This is a genomic window from Myxococcus sp. AB056 (assembly GCF_006547365.1).
In the GTDB taxonomy this organism is placed as follows: Bacteria; Myxococcota; Myxococcia; order Myxococcales; family Myxococcaceae; genus Myxococcus; species Myxococcus virescens.
The window spans coordinates 44,790-60,596 of record NZ_VHLB01000024.1; the positions used below are offsets into that span (position 1 = coordinate 44,790).

Genomic DNA, 15,807 nt, shown 5'->3' on the forward strand with positions numbered 1-15,807 from the left:
TCCCTCATCCCGCCGTTACCTGGAGCGCGGCAGACATGATTCGCACCGTCATCACCGGCATCACCGGCCGCATGGGCAGCACGTTGCTTCGCCTGGCGCTCGACTCGGGAGACCTGCGGGTGGTGGGAGGCACGGCGCGGCCGGGCAGTGCCTCGGTGGGCCAGGACGCCGGGGTGGCGACGCGGCTGGGCCCGGTGGGCGTGACGGTGGTGGACAGCCTGGAGCGAGCGCTGGACGCCGCGCAGGCGGACGTCGTCATCGACTTCACCAGCGCGGAGCTGAGCGTGGCGCACGCGAAGGTGTGTGCCGCGCGCGGCGTGGCCCTGGTGGTGGGCTCCACCGGCTTCACGCCGGAGGCGTCCGCGGCGCTGGCGGAGAGCGCGAAGGCGGTGCCCATCGTCGCCGCGCCGAACATGTCGGTGGGCGTCAACCTGGTCATCCGCATGGCGGCGGAGCTGGCGCGGGTGCTGGGGCCGGGCTTCGACGTGGAGGTGCTGGAGGCGCACCACCGCATGAAGAAGGACGCGCCCAGCGGCACCGCGCTGCGGCTGGCGGACGTGCTGGCGGAGGCCCTGGGGCGCACCCAGGAGGACCTCACCTTCGCCAGGCATGGGCAGATTGGCGCGCGGCCCGCGCGCGAGATTGGTGTGCAGACGCTGCGGGGCGGCGACGTGGTGGGCGAGCACACCGTGTACTTCCTGGGTGAGGGCGAGCGCATCGAGCTCACGCACCGCGCCACCAACCGAGACCAGTTCGCTGCTGGCGCGCTGAGGGCCGCGCGCTGGGTGGCGGGGCGCGCGCCGGGTCTCCATGACATGGCCGACGTGCTCGGCTTCCAGAGGACTTCATGACGACCGCGCGCTACTGCCGCTTCCTGCATGAGGGCCGTGCGCACCACGGCCGGGTGGAAGGCTCCGAGGTGGTGGTCCTCACCGCCGCGCCCTGGGCCGGCGCGAAGGAGACGGGCATCCACCGTTCGCTGTCCTCGCTGACGCTGCTGGTGCCGTCGGACGCGTCGAAGGTCGTGTGTATCGGTCAGAACTACCGCAAGCACGCGGAAGAGATGGGCAAGCCGGTGCCGCCCGAGCCGCTCATCTTCACCAAGCCCTCCACGGCGCTCAACGGCACGGGCTCGCCCATCCGCATCCCCAAGGCGAGCCAGGAAGTCCACTACGAGGCGGAGCTGGCGCTCGTCATCGGCGAGAAGCTGAAGAACGCCAACGAGTCCACCGCGGCGCGCGCCATCTGGGGCCTCACCTGCTTCAACGACGTGACGGCGCGCGACGTCCAGCGCCGCGAGGTTCAGCACACCCGCGCCAAGGGCTACGATACCTTCGCGTGCGCGGGGCCGTGGGCGGTGACGGGCCTGTCTCCCGACGACCTCCGCATTGTGTGCCGGGTGAACGGGCAGGTGCGCCAGGACAGCCGCACGTCCGACATGATTTTCAGTCCCGCGCGCCTGGTGTCGTTCATCTCCCACATCATGACGCTGCTGCCCGGGGACATCGTCAGCACCGGGACGCCGTCGGGTGTGGGGAAGCTGTCGGCCGGGGACACGGTGGAGGTGGAACTGGAGGGAATCGGAACCCTGGTGAACCCTGTTGAGATGGAGCCGTGAGCGACACCGTCTACGTCGGGTTGGGTTCCAACGAGGGGGAGCGCGAGAATCACCTCGTCGCCGCCCTGTCCGCGCTGTCCCGCATCGACGCGGTGGCGGTGCTCCACTGCTCCTCCCTTTTCGACAGCGCCCCCGTGGGGCCGCCGCAGCCGCGCTTCCTCAACGCGGTGGTGGCCCTGGAGTGTGGCCTGCCGCCGCAGCGGCTGCTCTGCATCCTTCAGCAGATTGAGAAGGACCTGGGCCGCACCCGGGAGGTGCGCTGGGGCCCGCGCACCATCGACCTGGACATCCTCTTCTGGGAGGGACAGGTGGTGGCCGACCCCACGCTCCAGGTGCCCCACCTGGAGCTGCACAAGCGCCGCTTCGCCCTGGAGCCGCTCGTTGAGCTGGCGCCCCACCTGCGTCATCCGGTACTGGGGATGTCGGTGAAGGAGCTCCTCGGGAAACTCGCCCCGCAGGATGTCCGCAGGAGCGAGGCCACGTGGTGGCCGGAAGCGAGCTACTCGAGCAACGACACATGAACCTGTCCCTTGCCCTGGCCACCGCGGCGCTGCTGACCGCCCAGCCCTCGACGCTGCCTCCCGGCCACCCGGTCATCCCTCCGGGGACCACGGCCTCTCCCGCCACCTCTGGCATGCCGGAGGGCCACCCGCCGACGGAGGGCGCGGCTCCCAGCATCAGCCCGGAGCAGCTTCCCCCGGGCCACCCGCCCATGTCGGGCACGGGCCGGGCACCGCCGTCCGCGGAGGAGCTGCTGCGCCAGCTCGACTCCACGGAGGGGCTGGCGGACCGTGAGAAGACCTTTGAAATCGCCGCGTCGCTGGGCCGCCTGTACTACGTGAACGGCCGCAACGCGGAGGCCAGCACCTACCTTCAGCAGGCCCTGGCGCGCGCCCAGCCCACGCGGGAGCTGTTCCTGGCGCAGCGCAAGAAGCTGGGCAAGGCCGCGGTTCCCACCGCGGAGGCGGCGGGCTGCGGCTTCACCCCGAACATGCCGGTGGAGGACATGGGCGCCGCCGCGCAGGCGCGCGCGAAGAAGGGTGACACCGCGGGCGCGGCGGGCTGTGCGCGCGCGGCGCTGGCGCCGGTGCTGGACGTGGCGGTGATGCAGGCCAACGCGCTCTACCTGTCCAACGACAGCGGCAAGGCGCTGGTGGCCTACGACGCCGTGCTGGAGGTGGAGCCCCTGCACGAGGAGGCCCTCTACGCGCGCGCGGCGCTGCTCTTCGAGACGAAGGGCGACGACGTGGCGGCGCTGAAGAAGGCGGGCGAGGGCTTCGAGGCGGTCGCGACCACGTACCCCGATTCGTTCCGCGCGCCCATGGCGAAGCGGATGGTGGCGCTGGTGGAGGAGACGGTGAAGGCGGGGGGCCGCAAGCAGCTGCTCGCCTCGCGCGCGGAGGACCGCCGCATCCGCCTGTCGCAGGCGCCCGCTGCCACCGCGCCGGATGCGCCGCGGCCGCTGTCGCAGGAAATGGTGGACGCGGTGAAGAGCACCGAGCGCACGCCGGAGCTGGAGCAGGGCCTGGCGAAGCTGGTGGACGAGGGCGAGGAGCTCCTGGCGAAGGGCCAGTACCAGGAAGCGCTCGCCAACTACACGCGCGTGGTGCCCTTCCAGCCGGAGAACGGGCGCGCGAAGGCGGGCATGGCCTGGGCCCTGGTGTCCCTGGAGCGTCCCATGGCGGTGCGCGTGTGGGGCGTGGCCGTGCAGACCGACCCGCTCTCCGTGGAGAAGCTCGGCGACACGCTCAAGGCCAAGGGCGACGACAAGGGCGCGAAGGCGCTTTGGGAGAAGCTGGCCACGGACGCGCCAGACTACCCGAACAAGGCGAGCCTGCAGGCGAAGCTGGGCAAGTAGCGCCCGCGCGCTGGAAGTGCTTCGCGGCCAGCGGGTCCTGCACGTTCAGCAGGACCACGCGGCGGCCCTCCGCGGCCCACGCCTCAGACGAACTTCGCGGCCAGCAGGTCCTGCACGTCGAGCAGGCCCACGGCGCGGCCTTCCACGTCCACCACGGGGAGCTGGTCCACCCGCAGCTCGCGCATCTGCGTGGCCGCGGCCAGCACCAGCGTCTCCGGCGTCACGCAGCGCGGGTTCTTCCCCATCAGCTCGCGCACGGGCACGGTGAAGTCGGTGAGGCCCGCCTCCACGCGGCGGCGCAAGTCGCCGTCGGTGAAGATGCCCACCAGCTTCCCCGCCTTGTCCACCACGCACGCGGCGCCCGGACGGCCCGGCGTCTTCGTCATCACCCCCACCACCGCGGACAGGGGCGAGGTGTCGCGCACCAGCGGGTTGGCGTTGCCGGTGCGCATCAGCTCGAAGACGCGCTGCACGGAGCGCCCCAGCTTCCCGCCCGGGTGCAGCAGCGCGTAGTCCTCCGTGCCGAAGGGCCGCGAGCGCAGCACCGTCATCGCCAGCGCGTCGCCAATCGCGTGCAGCGCGGCGGTGGAGGCAGTGGGCACGAGGCCCATGGGGCAGGCCTCCGCGATGGCGCCGATGTCCAGCACCACATCCGCGCCGCGGCCCAGCGGGCTCTTCGCATCGCCGGTGAGGGCGATGACGGGCGTCTCCATCCGCTTGAAGGAGGGGAGCAGGCGAATCAGCTCCTCCGTGGAGCCGCTGTTGGACAGGGCGAGGATGACGTCGCCCCGGCCCACGCGGCCCAAGTCCCCGTGCACGGCCTCGGCGGGGTGGAGGTACACGGAGCGGATGCCCGTGGAGGCCAGCGTGGCGGACAGCTTCTGGCCGATGTGGCCCGCCTTGCCCATGCCGGTGACGATGACCTGGCCGCGGCAGTCGCGCACCAACTGCACGGCGCGCAGGAAGTCGTCTCCCAGACGTTCCGTCACGCCGAGGATGGCGCGGGCCTCGGCCTCCAGCACGCTCCGCGCGTAGGCGAGCGTGGCCTCCGCGTCGGGGAGGACGGCAGGTGCCTGTGCGGGACGGCCGGGGAGGGCGCGCAGGCGGGGCTTCTTGGCGGCGGAGCGGGAAGGGCGGGCCATGTTCAGTGTCCGGCCTTCTACCTCCGCACCCCCGCGGTGGCCACCCTTGACGCATGGGGGGGCATCGGTTACGCGCCTGCTCGCCCGGCCTCCATTGGCCGGGGCACATTCCACCTTCAAGAGAGGGACGAGATGAAGTTCTTCATCGACAGCGCCGACGTGGAGGAGATTCGCAAGGCCCACGCCATGGGCTGCGTGGACGGAGTGACGACCAACCCGTCCTTGCTCGCCAAGGTGGGCCGGGGCCTGGAGGAGACCATCCGCGAAATCTGCTCCATCGTGGATGGCCCCATCAGCGCCGAATGTGTGTCCATGGAAGCGGACGAGCTCATCAAGGAAGGCCGCTCCCTGGCGAAGATCCACGACAACGTCGTGGTGAAGATTCCCATGGGCGTGGAGGGCATGAAGGCCACCAAGGCGCTGACCGCCGAGGGCATCCGCACCAACGTCACGCTGTGTTTCTCCGCCAACCAGGCCCTGCTGTGTGCCAAGGCCGGCGCCACCTACGTGTCGCCCTTCGTGGGCCGGTTGGATGACATCTCCCAGGACGGCATGGAGCTCATCTCCCACATCCTGGAAATCTACCGGAACTACGAGCACTTCAACACGCAGGTGCTGGTGGCCAGCGTGCGCAACCCCGTGCACGTGCTCCAGGCCGCCCGCCTGGGCGCGGACGTGGCCACGCTGCCCTACAACGTCATCACCCAGCTGGCGAACCACCCGCTCACCGACGCCGGCATCAAGAAGTTCCTGGCCGACTGGGAGAAGGTCCCCAAGGCCGCCAAGCCGCCCGCGGCCAAATAGCCCCTCGGGAAATACAGACTAACGGCGGTTTCCGTGGCTCCAATCCCTCTGCGGGGTTGGGGCCTGTTTTTTTGAGAAAAATGGAGCCCGTCCTCCTCCGGTTCCCGGCGGGTTGCACTGGCGATTTCGCGCCGCGGCATGTATTCGTTGACTCCCGAGTCAACGAGCCGAACCCGTCACGAGGTCCCCATGGAATTCCAGCTCACCGACGCCCAGCGCGCGCTGCAGGACGCGGCACGCAAGTTCGCCCGCGAAGTGGTGCGTCCGAAGGCCGCCCACTACGACGAGACGGCCACCTTCCCACTCGATTTGCTGACGACCGCGTGGGAGCTGGGGCTGCTCAACATGGCGATACCCGCCGAGTACGGCGGCGTGGGCCTGTCCCATCTGGACCAGACCATCGTCGCCGAGGAGCTGAGCTGGGGCTGTGCGGGCGTGGCGACGTCCATCATCGCCAACGACCTGGCCAACCTCCCCATCATCCTCCACGCGACCGAGGAGCAGAAGAAGCGGCTGCTCACGCCCTTCACGGAGAAGCTGAAGTTCTCCTCGTTCTGTCTCACGGAGCCCGAGGCCGGCAGTGACGTGGCCAACATGCAGACCACGGCGCGGCTGGACGGAGACCACTACGTCCTCAACGGCGCCAAGTGCTTCATCACCAACGGTGGCCAGGCGAGCCAGTACACGGTGTTCGCCACGGTGGATAAGGGCAAGAAGCACAAGGGCATCACCTGCTTCGTGGTGGAGGGCCGCCCCGAAGGGCTCTCCGTCAGCAAGCACGAGAACAAGATGGGCCAGCGCGCCAGCGAGACGGTGTCGCTGACGTTCGAGGACGTGCGCGTCCCGGTGGCCAACCGCATTGGCGAAGAGGGTCAGGGTTTCGCCATCGCCATGGCCACGCTGGACAACAGTCGCCCGCTGACGGCCATGTTCTCCGTGGGCATCGCGCGCGCCGCGCTGGAGCACTCCATGGAGTACGCCACGCAGCGCCGCACCTTCGGCAAGCCCATCATCGAGCACCAGGCCATCCAGTTCATGATTGCCGACATGGCCATGAACACCCACGCGGCGCGCATGCTCACCTATGAGAGCGCGTGGCTCTTGGATGAGGGCAAGCGCAACTCCCTCCAGTCCAGCTACGCCAAGTGCTTCGCCGCGGACATGGCCATGAAGGTCGCCACCGACGCCGTCCAGGTGTACGGCGGCTACGGCTACATCAAGGAGTACCCCGTGGAGAAGCTGATGCGCGACGCCAAGCTCATCCAGGTCTACGAGGGCACCAGCCAGGTCCAGCGGCTCGTCATCGCGCGGGAACTGTTCAAGTAGCGCCGCGGCACTGCGTCCGGCGGCCGTTTCCCATTGCCGCCGCGACGCGCCAATGCCTATTAACCCAGACCGTTTTTCCAGATTCCAAACTCCTCCCCGTAAGGAGAAGCACCGCCGTGAAGATCCTCGTCACCGCCAAGCGCGTGGAAGACCCCGAGTCGAAGATCAAGGTCAAGCCGGATGGCTCGGGCATCGTTCAGGAGGGGCTGAAGTACAAGATCAACCCCTTCGATGAAATCGGCGTCGAAGAAGGACTTCGGCTCGTCGCGAAGCACCAGGGCGAGGTCGTCGTGGTGTCCATCGGTGGCAAGGAAGTGCAGGAGCAGCTCCGGCACGCGCTGGCCATGGGTGCGCACCGCGCCGTGTGGGTGAACCACACCGGTCCGGTGGACCAGCTCGGCATCGCGGCCCTGCTCCAGAAGGTCGTGGAGAAGGAGCAGCCGGACCTCGTCATCCTCGGCAAGCAGTCCATCGACGATGACCAGAACCAGGTGGGCCAGTACCTCGCCGAGTTCCTCGGCTGGGGCCAGGCCACGTTCGCTTCCAAGGTGGAGTCCATGGAGAGCGAGCAGGAGAAGAACAAGGTTCCCGCCATCGTCCTCTCCGCCGACAAGAAGAGCGTGCAGGTGATTCGCGAGGTCGACAACGGGCTCGCCACGGTGGAGTGCCAGCTGCCCGCCGTCGTCACCACGGACCTGCGCCTCAACCAGCCGCGCTACGCCAGCCTCCCGGGCATCATGAAGGCGAAGAGCAAGCCCATCGAGGAGCTGACGCCGGCCAAGCTGAGCGTGGATGTCACCCCCGCCATCCAGGTCCTGAAGATGTCCGCGCCCCCGGCGCGCAAGGCCGGCATCAAGGTCGCGGACGTTCCTGCCCTGGTCGAGAAGCTGCACAACGAGGCGAAGGTCGTCTGAGCGGCCCTTCCGCACACTCTCTACGGAGTCATCCAAATGCCTATCGTTCTCATTGTCGCCGAGCAGCAGCCGGACGGGAACCTCCGCAAGGCCACCCTCAACGCCATCTCCGCCGGTAAGCAGCTCGCGGAGAAGGCCGGTGGTGAGCTTCACATCGCCCTGGTGGGGAAGGACCCCTCGAAGGTCGCTGACGAGCTCAAGGGTTACGGCGCGAAGGCCGTCCACCTGGGCGCCGCCGCCGAGCTGGAGCACTACCTCGCGGAGACCTACGCGCCCGCCATCGCCGCCCTGGCCCAGGAGCTGAAGGCGGACTACATCGGCATGGCGTCCACCGCGCAGGGCAAGGACCTGCTGCCCCGCGTGGCCGGCCGTCTGCGCGCCGCCATGGCCACCGACGTCATGGCCATCAACGGCAGCGGCGCGGACATCACCTTCACCCGTCCCATGTGGGCCGGCAACGTCTTCGCCGACGTGAAGCTCACCACGCCGGTGAAGGTGCTCACCCTGCGCGCCACCGAGTTCCCCGCCGCCGCTGGCGGTCAGGGCGCCGCCGAGGTGAAGACCTTCAGCCCGAAGGTCGAGGCCTCCAAGACGAAGTTCGTCGACTTCAAGGAAGTGAAGAGCGCGCGTCCCGAGCTGACCGAGGCTCGCGTCGTCATCTCCGGTGGTCGCGGCACCAAGGGCGACTTCAAGGAGATTGAAGGCCTGGCGGACGACCTGGGCGCCGCGGTGGGCGCGTCCCGCGCGGTGTGCGACGCGGGTTGGGTTCCCAACGACCTGCAGGTCGGCCAGACGGGCAAGGTGGTGGCTCCGGCGCTCTACATCGCGGCGGGCATCAGCGGCGCCATCCAGCACCTGGCGGGCATGAAGAGCTCGAAGACCATCGTCGCCATCAACAAGGACCCCGAGGCCCCCATCTTCCAGGTGGCGGACTACGGCATGGTGGCGGACCTCTTCAAGGTGCTGCCCGAGCTGCGCGCGGAGCTGGCGAAGCTGAAGTAGTACCGGAGGGCACGGACGTGTCCTGACGCAAGGGGCGACGTGGGGACCTCCCCGCGCCGCCCCTTCGCATTTTCACCTCACAGCTCGATGTCGCGGCCCGCGTCGCGCGGCGCCACTTCTCCGGGCTCCGGGGCCTCGTCCGCGTATGGCGGCTCGGCGGGCAGTGGCAGCTCGGGACGCTTGGGTGGTTCGGTTCGGAGCAGGTCGATGAGCGTGCCGTCGCTCAGGGCGACGATGAGGTGGTTGAACTGCCAGGGGCCGTCTCCGCGTTTCTCACCCTGCGCATGCAGCGTGCCCTTGCCATGGGGCCCCTCGAGCGGGAGGGAGAACTGCGCGCGAGAGACACCGTTGCGGCTCTGCACGGAGCTGCGCCGGGGCAGGCCACTTTCGATGGGCGTACCCAACGCGCGCTGCACCAGCGCGTCGCCGCTGGCGATGGCCACGGCTTCCTGGTGCGCGTCGGACTGCCCCAGGGAGGAGAAGCCCAGGTACGTGGCGAGCACGCCCAGGCCGATACACGAGGCGAGCAGCCCCAGGCATCCCAGCGGAAGGACCCAGCGCCAGTGGCGGCTCCACCAGCCAGGCCGAGGCGCCATTGAACCTTCCTCTGCTGTGTCCATGGCCGCCTCCTCCCACTTCACGCGCGGCTTCCTCTTATTCGCTCCCGAGGCTCGCGGGGAACGCGCGGAAGCCGTCCGGCACCGCCAACGGTTGGTGTGTGTACCGGGCAACAGGTAGATTTCGTGAGTGCTCCCAAGGGCCGGGGGAGCACGTGAGGCTGGGCGCATGCCTTCGCGCAGATCCTCCTCCGCAGAGGTGTTGTTGGACGTGCTGGAGGCACTGCCTCCGGGGCACCGGCTGTGGGTGCGTGGCGCGGGGCGAAGCCTGTTTCCGCTGCTGCGGGCCGGGGACTCGGTGCGGGTGATGCGCTGTGGCCCGGGCTCGCTGGCGACCGGGGACGTCGCGCTGATGCGGCAGGGGCGCGAGCTGGTGGCGCACGTGGTGGTGTCCACGCGGCCGTGGCGGACGGCCTCGCTGCTGGGGTCCCAGGACGCCCCGGGAGGCGTGACGCTGGGCCGGGTGGTGGCCATCCGCAGGGGCCGCTGGGTGGTTCCACTGCCCAGACCGCTGCGTCCGGCGCTGCGGCTGGCGCAGCAGGCCGCGTCCACGGCGTGGGCCTGGCCTCGGACCCGGCTAGTGTCTCGGGGTGTGTGGGACTTCCTCTTCGCCGGATGGTCGCTGCCGCTTCGTCGCCGCCTGGTGGGGCCGTTGGAGGTGCGGCTCCTGACGGCCGGCGACCTGGACGCGCTCCTGGCGTTCGCCCGTGAGCGGCTGGTGGTGTCTCCAGGCTTCCTGCGCCGTCAGCTGCGCGAGCGCTGGGGCCTGCAGGCCACGGAGCGCCGGGGCGCCGCGGCGGGCGCCTTCGACGCCCAGGGACGGATGCACGGCTTCGCCTGGGTGGACTCCTACCGGCAGGAGGGCTTGCAGTTGGAGGGCGTCTGGGTGCGCTCCCTGGTGGTGGCGCCCCGCGTGCGGCGAATGGGCGTGGCCACGGGGCTGCTGGAGTGCCTGATGGAGGAGGCCCGACGCCAGGGGCAGTCGCACGTCTTCGCGGACGTGGACGACGACAACACGGCGTCGCTGCGCACCTTCGAGCGGCTGGCATTCCGGCGAGCGGACGCCACGCTCACCCAGCAGGCCAACGAGGCCTGGGATGCCACGGGCCGCTCCAAGCGGCTGGTCGTCGTCGAGCGCACCCTGTAGGTGCGCCGCCGGAGGTTGCGCGGCCGCCCGGGCTGCGTCAAAAAGCCCGCGGCCGTGGCCGCCGTGACGTCACCTGGCGAGCCCGGCGTCATCCTCTCCGGTGGACCGCGCGATATGAGCACCTCGACGTCCGACATGCTGGAGGGGGGCACGGAGCCCTCGTCGCGGTCGCAGCGACTTCGCGCGGATGGGGCGCTGGCGCTCATCACTTCGTTCTGGGGCGTCACCTTCGTGGTGGTGAAGGACGCGCTCGGGCACGGCGACCCGTTCAGCTTCCTCACGCTGCGCTTCATCGTGGGCGCGGTGGTGTTGAGCGCCCTGGCGGGGCGGCAGGTGCTGACGGCGCGCAACCTGCGCATCGGCACGATGCTGGGCACCTTCCTCTTCCTGGGGTTCTCGCTTCAGACGGTGGGGCTCACCACCACCACGCCTTCTCGCTCGGCGTTCATCACTGGGCTGTGCGTGCTGCTGGTGCCACTGCTGTCGATGGTGCTCTACCGGAAGGCGCCGAAGTTCACCTCGCTGCTGGGGGTGGGCACGGCGGCGGTGGGGCTCTACTTCTTCACGCAGCCGGACGGAGGGCTTGGCAGTGGCGGGCTGTCGTCCGGAGATGTGCTGTCGCTGGGCTGCGCGGTGGCCTACGCGTGCCACATCCTCATGACGGAGCGGCATGCGCCGAAGCAGGGGGTGATGGGGCTGGTGGCGGTGCAGCTCTGGACGGTGGCGCTGCTGTCCGCGCTGTGCCTTCCCTTCGTGGAGCGGCGCGTGGCGTGGCATCCGTCCTTCGTGGGGGCGGTGTTCATCTGCGGTGTGTTCGCCAGCGCGGTGGCCATCAGCCTCCAGACATGGGGGCAGGCGCGCACCACGGCGGTGCGCGCGGCGCTCATCTACTCGTTGGAGTCGGTGTTCGCCGCGCTGTACTCGGTGCTGCTGGGCTACGAGACGCTCGGGCCTCGGGAGTGGCTGGGCGGCGCGCTCATCCTGTCGGGCGTGTTGATGTCGGAGGTGGGGGCGGCGGCCTGGGGATGGTGGCGTGCGAGGGCGCCAGCGCGGTAGCGGCCCTGCCGCGGGGCATGCGCGCAGCCATCCTGGGGCCTGTCCACCAGCCGGGCGGGCAGGGTGGTGAAGTGAAGGCGGCCACCGGCGAGTGGACGCGCTATACCCGGGGCCCTTCCCATGAGTGTGGAGCTGCGGCGAAACGGGATGCACCTGACGGGCACCCCCCTGTCCCTGGATGCGAAGCGCAAGTCGCCGCTGTGCTTCGTGAGTCACGGGCATTCGGACCACATTGCCCGGCACGAGAGCACCATCGCCACGGCGGCGACGCTGCGTTTCATGACGCATCGCCTGGGGCTGGTGCGTGAGCCGCGCGAGGTGCCCTTCCGGCAGCCCTTCGAGCTGGGGCCGCTGGTGCTGGAGTTGCTGCCGGCGGGGCATATCCTGGGCAGCGCGCAGCTCCGCGTGACGCGGCCGGATGGGCGCCGCATCGTCTACACCGGGGACCTCAACGTGGCGCCGTCACTCACGGCCGAGGCGACGGAGGTGGCGGAGTGCGACACGCTCGTCATCGAGTCCACCTTCGGTCATCCGCGCTACCGCTTCCCGCCGCGTCCGGAGGTGCTGGGGCAGGTGGAGACGTGGCTGCGGATGCAGCTGGAGCGTGGCGCGGTGCCGGTGCTGCTGGGCTATCCGCTGGGCAAGAGCCAGGAGGCGATGAAGCACCTGGCGGGACGTGGCTTCCCACTGGTGGCGCATTCCTCCATCTACGAGGTGGCGCAGCTCTACGCGGAGCTGGGCGTGCCGATTGAAAATCTGCGCTGCTACGACGGGAAGGTGGAGCCGGGTGAGGTGCTCTTCTTCCCGCCGCACCACGCGCGGGGCGGGGCGCTGGCGCCGCTGTGGCCTCGGGCGACGGCGGTGCTGACGGGGTGGGCGGTGGACCGGGGCGCGGTGCGGCGCTACGGCGCGGACGTGGCCTTTCCGCTGTCGGACCACGCGGACTTCCCGGGGCTGGTGTCCTACGCGAAGTCCACCGGGGCGCGGGAAGTGCTGACGTGCCACGGCTTCGCGGAGGAGCTGGCGCAGGCGCTGCGCGACGCGGGAATGGACGCGCGCCCGCTGGGCGGGAAGCCGCAGCAGCTCGGGCTGTTCTGACAGGCGGCGGGAGACGGGGTTCGGTAGAAGGACGGCAATGGCCCGCAAGACGCCGCAGTGGGAAGGACGCATCGTGCGCGTCCTCGTGTGTACCGAGCGCAAGAGCTTCGTCACGAAGGAACTGCCCGAGGCGAGGGTGTCCTTCGAGGGCTTGGAGGGCGACCGCCACGCGGGCCTGACGCGGGCGGCGGACGTGCGCACGCCGTGGTTTCCCAAGGGCACGCCCATCCGCAACACGCGGCAGTTCTCTCTGGTGTCGACGGAGGAGCTGGCGCAGGTCGCGGAGACGCTCGGCATTCCGCGCGTGCTGGCGTCATGGCTGGGCGCGAACCTGGAGGTGGTGGGCGTGCCTCGGCTGACGCATCTGCCTCCGGGCACGCGCCTGTTCTTCCCGGAGGACACGACGCTGGTGGTGGAAGGGGAGAACGAGCCCTGTATCGGCCCCGGGCGCGTCATCGAGGCCCATCATCCGGACGTGCAGAAGCTGGCGAGCCGCTTCGTGAAGGCCGCATGGCAGCGCCGGGGCCTGGTGGCCTGGGTGGAGCGCCCCGGCATCATCCGCGCGGGGGACACCGTGAAGGTGGTGCTGCCCAGGCCCGTGACGTACGTGCTCCCTTCGTCCGGCGTGTAGCACCGCGAACCCGTGCTCCAGAAACACCACGGGGCCGCCAGGTCCGGGAGCGTATCCCGGACCCCGCGGCCCCGCGGGCTTCGACTTGCACCGGGGCGGTTACTCCTCCGGTGACTGGACGATGAGCTTCTCCTTGCCACACACGTCACAGCGCAGGTGGACGAAGAGGTCGCCGTCGCTCTCCTCGGGAACTTCACCCTCGGGCACGCCCAGCTCCTCCTTCGCCAGCGCCGCCACCTTGGCGGGAATCTCCTCCGCCTTCAGCGACTGGACGTACGTCATCTCCCGCTCGTGGCACTCGCGCGTCTCGGGGCCCGTGAGCCACGACGGCTCCATGCCCTCCGGCAGCCGGCTCACCAGCTCCAGGTTGGTGACGGACTCGGCCAGGTAGGCCAGCCGCCGCAGCCGGGCCTCGTCCGGCAGCGCCGCGAAGACCTGGAAGCCCTCCAGCAGGGCATTGCGGTCCTCACCCGTGGCCAGCTGCGCCAGCTCCATCGACGCGTCGCTCGACTCCAGCGCCTCGTCCCAGTTGTTCTCCGGGTTGAAGCCCGCCTCCAGCAGCGACGTGTAGAGCTGCGTGGCCGCCAGCCGGCGCCGCGCCTCCTGCAGGTGCTCCACGACTTCGTGCGTCAAGCGCAGCTCCAGGAGCGCGCCCGTGGTGCGCGGGTCGATGGAGCCCGTCAGGTCATCCACCTCCACCTCTTCCCGCAGCGCACCCTTCAGCACCTGCGCCGCGGAGAAGCGGAACAGGGGCAGCACGCCCACCTCGCGCAGGTACATGGCCGCCACCGGGGCGTCCTTGGCGCCCATGCGGAGCGCCTTCTGCGCGCGGTCCACCACCGCCGGGTCCGCCGCGGGCTTCTTGTTCTCCAGTCGCGTCTTCACCGCCTCACGGTAGAGCGTCTCCATCGAGCTGCCCGGGGGCAGCCGCTGCGGCAGGAGCGGGCGCAGGCCCGGCACGTCCAGCACCCACAGCGGAGGCACGCCCATCCGCTTCAGCGCCCGGAAGAAGAGCGAACCAGGAGGGTCCTGGGGCCGGAAGGGGGGCAGCTCATCGCCAACGGGCTCACCCTGGAGCGCCGCGGCGGCCTGTACGCCCAGCGCCTTCTCCCGTTGCTCACGGGTGAAGGCGGTGATGCCCTGGGCGGGGGGCGGCGGAGGCGGCGGGGCCTCCTCGCCGTCCAGACCGACGACGCGGTCCATGTCCACGTCGTCCATCTCGATGTCGTCGAGCCCCTTGGCGCCCGTGAAGTCGCACCGCAGCAGCTTCAGCTTTTCGAACGTCGCGCCTTCGAGGTTCGCACCTCGGAAGTCGCAGTCCTGGAGCCGGCCGCCGTGGAAGTAGGCATTGGAAAGGTCCGCGTCCCGGAAGTTGACCTTGGACAGGTCGCACCGGTCCCATTCCGAGCCGATGAGGCCCAGCCCGGACAGGTCGGTGTTGGCGGAGAACAGTTGAGTGAAGGTGGCGCCGGTATGGTCGGTGGCGACCTGGCCGGACTTCCGCATCCGGTTCCATTCCGCCGAGCCACTCTGAAGAAGCTTCTCGATACTGGGGGCTTTCGCCATGGACCCGGGATTATTCGTATGGTCTGGTCCATGCGCCAGCACAAATGATCGAGTATCGAATCGAAGCCGACACCGCCGGGATGCGGCTGGACAAGCACCTGCGCAAACGGCTCCCCAATGTACCGGTGAGCCACCTCTTCAAGATGATTCGCACCAAGAAGGTGCGGGTGAACGGGAAGCGTGCGCAACCCGAGCAGTTGCTGTCAGAAGGAGACGTGCTCACCATCCGCGGCGACGAGCAGCAGCTCGTGGGGGCGGAACGTCCGAAAGTGGACCCGCCTCCACCACCGGTGGACCCCAGCCGGTTGGTCATCCTTCGAGAGGACGACTGGCTCATGGCCGTGGACAAGCCCAGCGGAATGGCCGTCCATACCGGCAGCGGCATCACCGGCGGAACGCTGGTGGACTACGTGCGCGCCTACCTGGGGCCCAAGGCCGTCCGCAATGACTTCGCGGCCTCGCCCGCCCACCGGCTGGACCGGGAGACCTCCGGCGTCATCCTGGTGGCCAAGCGGCGCCCGGCCATGGTGCATTTCACCGAGGTCTTCACCCACGGCCTGTCCCGCAAGCGCTACCTCACCCTGGTGAAGGGGAAGATGCCCCGGGACTCCGGGGTCATCGACCTGCCCCTGTCAGAACACCAACAGACGGCCGAGTCCAAGGCCCGTCGAGGGGTGAACATGCAGGCGGCCGTCACCCGGTGGAAGGTCGTGAAGCAGTCGAGCGAGGCGGCGCTCCTGTCCTGCGCCATCGAGACCGGGCGCACGCATCAGATAAGAAGGCATCTGGCGGCCATCGGACATCCGGTGGCTGGGGACAAGAAGTACGGTGACTTCGCCTTCAACCGCGACGTGCGGGCGCGCTGGGGGCTCAAAAGGTTGTTCCTGCACGCCGAGCGCATCGAATTCCCGCATCCCGAAGGCGGCGCGAAGGTGGCTGTCGAGGCTCCCCTCGCCGTCGAGCTCCGAGATGTGCTCAAGCGGGCCGCATTGGTGCCCTGACGCCCGCGAGGCACAAAAGAAACGCGT

The 15,807-nt window shown here is 69.6% G+C and carries 16 protein-coding genes; 13 read left to right on the plus strand and 3 right to left on the minus strand.

The features are described from left to right. Positions 1-35 precede the first annotated feature (35 nt). Genes dapB through FMP39_RS13510 form a run of 4 tightly spaced genes read left to right on the plus strand, consistent with a single transcriptional unit; the run spans position 36 to position 3,476 of the window. Positions 36-851, plus strand: coding sequence for a 4-hydroxy-tetrahydrodipicolinate reductase (dapB, locus tag FMP39_RS13495; protein WP_141590300.1), 816 nt, complete (start codon positions 36-38; stop codon positions 849-851). Beyond that, positions 848-1,618, plus strand: coding sequence for a fumarylacetoacetate hydrolase family protein (locus FMP39_RS13500; RefSeq protein ID WP_141590301.1), 771 nt, complete (start codon positions 848-850; stop codon positions 1,616-1,618). The genes dapB and FMP39_RS13500 overlap by 4 nt, the downstream gene beginning before the upstream one ends. Continuing rightward, positions 1,615-2,139: a 2-amino-4-hydroxy-6-hydroxymethyldihydropteridine diphosphokinase gene (gene folK, locus FMP39_RS13505; RefSeq protein ID WP_011555876.1), complete on the plus strand. Its 525-nt coding sequence runs from the start codon at positions 1,615-1,617 to the stop codon at positions 2,137-2,139. Before FMP39_RS13500 ends, folK begins: the two co-directional genes overlap by 4 nt. Further along, positions 2,136-3,476 carry a lipopolysaccharide assembly protein LapB gene (locus tag FMP39_RS13510; protein WP_141590302.1) on the plus strand — a complete coding sequence of 447 codons (1,341 nt, stop codon included), beginning with the start codon at positions 2,136-2,138 and terminating at the stop codon, positions 3,474-3,476. Before folK ends, FMP39_RS13510 begins: the two co-directional genes overlap by 4 nt. An 83-nt stretch (positions 3,477-3,559) precedes the next feature. Here the strand turns inward: FMP39_RS13510 and FMP39_RS13515 are convergent, their stop codons facing one another. Further along, positions 3,560-4,618, minus strand: a complete 1,059-nt coding sequence (locus FMP39_RS13515) for an SIS domain-containing protein (protein WP_090492336.1) — start codon at positions 4,616-4,618, stop codon at positions 3,560-3,562. Positions 4,619-4,750: 132 nt separating this feature from the next. Here FMP39_RS13515 and fsa point away from each other — a divergent pair, with 132 nt between their 5' ends. The 4 genes from fsa to FMP39_RS13535 all read left to right on the plus strand — a co-directional run bounded on the left by fsa (position 4,751) and on the right by FMP39_RS13535 (position 8,664). After that, entirely contained in the window at positions 4,751-5,422 is a 672-nt protein-coding gene (gene fsa / locus FMP39_RS13520) for a fructose-6-phosphate aldolase (RefSeq protein ID WP_011555873.1), read from the plus strand. Between the two features lie 189 nt (positions 5,423-5,611). After that, positions 5,612-6,748, plus strand: coding sequence for an acyl-CoA dehydrogenase family protein (locus tag FMP39_RS13525; RefSeq protein WP_090492338.1), 1,137 nt, complete (start codon positions 5,612-5,614; stop codon positions 6,746-6,748). A 116-nt stretch (positions 6,749-6,864) separates the two neighbouring features. After that, positions 6,865-7,662, plus strand: coding sequence for an electron transfer flavoprotein subunit beta/FixA family protein (locus tag FMP39_RS13530; RefSeq protein WP_090492340.1), 798 nt, complete (start codon positions 6,865-6,867; stop codon positions 7,660-7,662). A gap of 36 nt (positions 7,663-7,698) precedes the next feature. Next, positions 7,699-8,664 (plus strand): electron transfer flavoprotein subunit alpha/FixB family protein, encoded by a 966-nt coding sequence (locus tag FMP39_RS13535; protein WP_011555870.1) that lies wholly within the window; start codon positions 7,699-7,701, stop codon positions 8,662-8,664. Positions 8,665-8,741: 77 nt separating this feature from the next. Here the strand turns inward: FMP39_RS13535 and FMP39_RS13540 are convergent, their stop codons facing one another. Then, complete coding sequence (locus FMP39_RS13540) at positions 8,742-9,260, minus strand: cytochrome c oxidase assembly factor Coa1 family protein (protein WP_228557961.1); 519 nt, start codon at positions 9,258-9,260, stop codon at positions 8,742-8,744. A 190-nt stretch (positions 9,261-9,450) separates the two neighbouring features. Between FMP39_RS13540 and FMP39_RS13545 the strand changes: the two genes are divergently transcribed. The 4 genes from FMP39_RS13545 to FMP39_RS13560 all read left to right on the plus strand — a co-directional run bounded on the left by FMP39_RS13545 (position 9,451) and on the right by FMP39_RS13560 (position 13,213). Then, entirely contained in the window at positions 9,451-10,428 is a 978-nt protein-coding gene (locus FMP39_RS13545; RefSeq protein WP_141590303.1) for a GNAT family N-acetyltransferase, read from the plus strand. Then, a complete protein-coding gene (locus FMP39_RS13550; protein ID WP_141590304.1) occupies positions 10,429-11,484 on the plus strand; it encodes a DMT family transporter in 1,056 nt (351 codons plus the stop codon). A 120-nt stretch (positions 11,485-11,604) separates the two neighbouring features. Next, the gene (locus FMP39_RS13555) at positions 11,605-12,582 is read left to right on the plus strand and encodes an MBL fold metallo-hydrolase (protein ID WP_141590305.1); all 978 of its coding nucleotides are present in this window, start codon (positions 11,605-11,607) and stop codon (positions 12,580-12,582) included. 37 nt (positions 12,583-12,619) lie between these two features. Next, positions 12,620-13,213, plus strand: coding sequence for an MOSC domain-containing protein (locus tag FMP39_RS13560; RefSeq protein WP_141590306.1), 594 nt, complete (start codon positions 12,620-12,622; stop codon positions 13,211-13,213). 99 nt (positions 13,214-13,312) lie between these two features. On the opposite strand, the gene FMP39_RS13565 is transcribed toward FMP39_RS13560, so the two are convergent. Further along, positions 13,313-14,779: a pentapeptide repeat-containing protein gene (locus FMP39_RS13565; protein WP_026114249.1), complete on the minus strand. Its 1,467-nt coding sequence runs from the start codon at positions 14,777-14,779 to the stop codon at positions 13,313-13,315. A gap of 44 nt (positions 14,780-14,823) precedes the next feature. Between FMP39_RS13565 and FMP39_RS13570 the strand changes: the two genes are divergently transcribed. Beyond that, positions 14,824-15,780 (plus strand): RluA family pseudouridine synthase, encoded by a 957-nt coding sequence (locus tag FMP39_RS13570; protein WP_011555863.1) that lies wholly within the window; start codon positions 14,824-14,826, stop codon positions 15,778-15,780. Positions 15,781-15,807 lie beyond the last annotated feature (27 nt).

Coding starts and splice junctions, on each gene's coding strand:
- dapB (WP_141590300.1), top strand. CDS start 36: ATGATTCGCACCGTCATCACCGGCATCACCGGCCGCATGGGCAGCACG.
- FMP39_RS13500 (WP_141590301.1), top strand. CDS start 848: ATGACGACCGCGCGCTACTGCCGCTTCCTGCATGAGGGCCGTGCGCAC.
- FMP39_RS13510 (WP_141590302.1), top strand. CDS start 2,136: ATGAACCTGTCCCTTGCCCTGGCCACCGCGGCGCTGCTGACCGCCCAG.
- FMP39_RS13515 (WP_090492336.1), bottom strand. CDS start 4,618: ATGGCCCGCCCTTCCCGCTCCGCCGCCAAGAAGCCCCGCCTGCGCGCC.
- fsa (WP_011555873.1), top strand. CDS start 4,751: ATGAAGTTCTTCATCGACAGCGCCGACGTGGAGGAGATTCGCAAGGCC.
- FMP39_RS13525 (WP_090492338.1), top strand. CDS start 5,612: ATGGAATTCCAGCTCACCGACGCCCAGCGCGCGCTGCAGGACGCGGCA.
- FMP39_RS13535 (WP_011555870.1), top strand. CDS start 7,699: ATGCCTATCGTTCTCATTGTCGCCGAGCAGCAGCCGGACGGGAACCTC.
- FMP39_RS13540 (WP_228557961.1), bottom strand. CDS start 9,260: ATGGCGCCTCGGCCTGGCTGGTGGAGCCGCCACTGGCGCTGGGTCCTT.
- FMP39_RS13545 (WP_141590303.1), top strand. CDS start 9,451: ATGCCTTCGCGCAGATCCTCCTCCGCAGAGGTGTTGTTGGACGTGCTG.
- FMP39_RS13555 (WP_141590305.1), top strand. CDS start 11,605: ATGAGTGTGGAGCTGCGGCGAAACGGGATGCACCTGACGGGCACCCCC.
- FMP39_RS13560 (WP_141590306.1), top strand. CDS start 12,620: ATGGCCCGCAAGACGCCGCAGTGGGAAGGACGCATCGTGCGCGTCCTC.
- FMP39_RS13565 (WP_026114249.1), bottom strand. CDS start 14,779: ATGGCGAAAGCCCCCAGTATCGAGAAGCTTCTTCAGAGTGGCTCGGCG.
- FMP39_RS13570 (WP_011555863.1), top strand. CDS start 14,824: ATGATCGAGTATCGAATCGAAGCCGACACCGCCGGGATGCGGCTGGAC.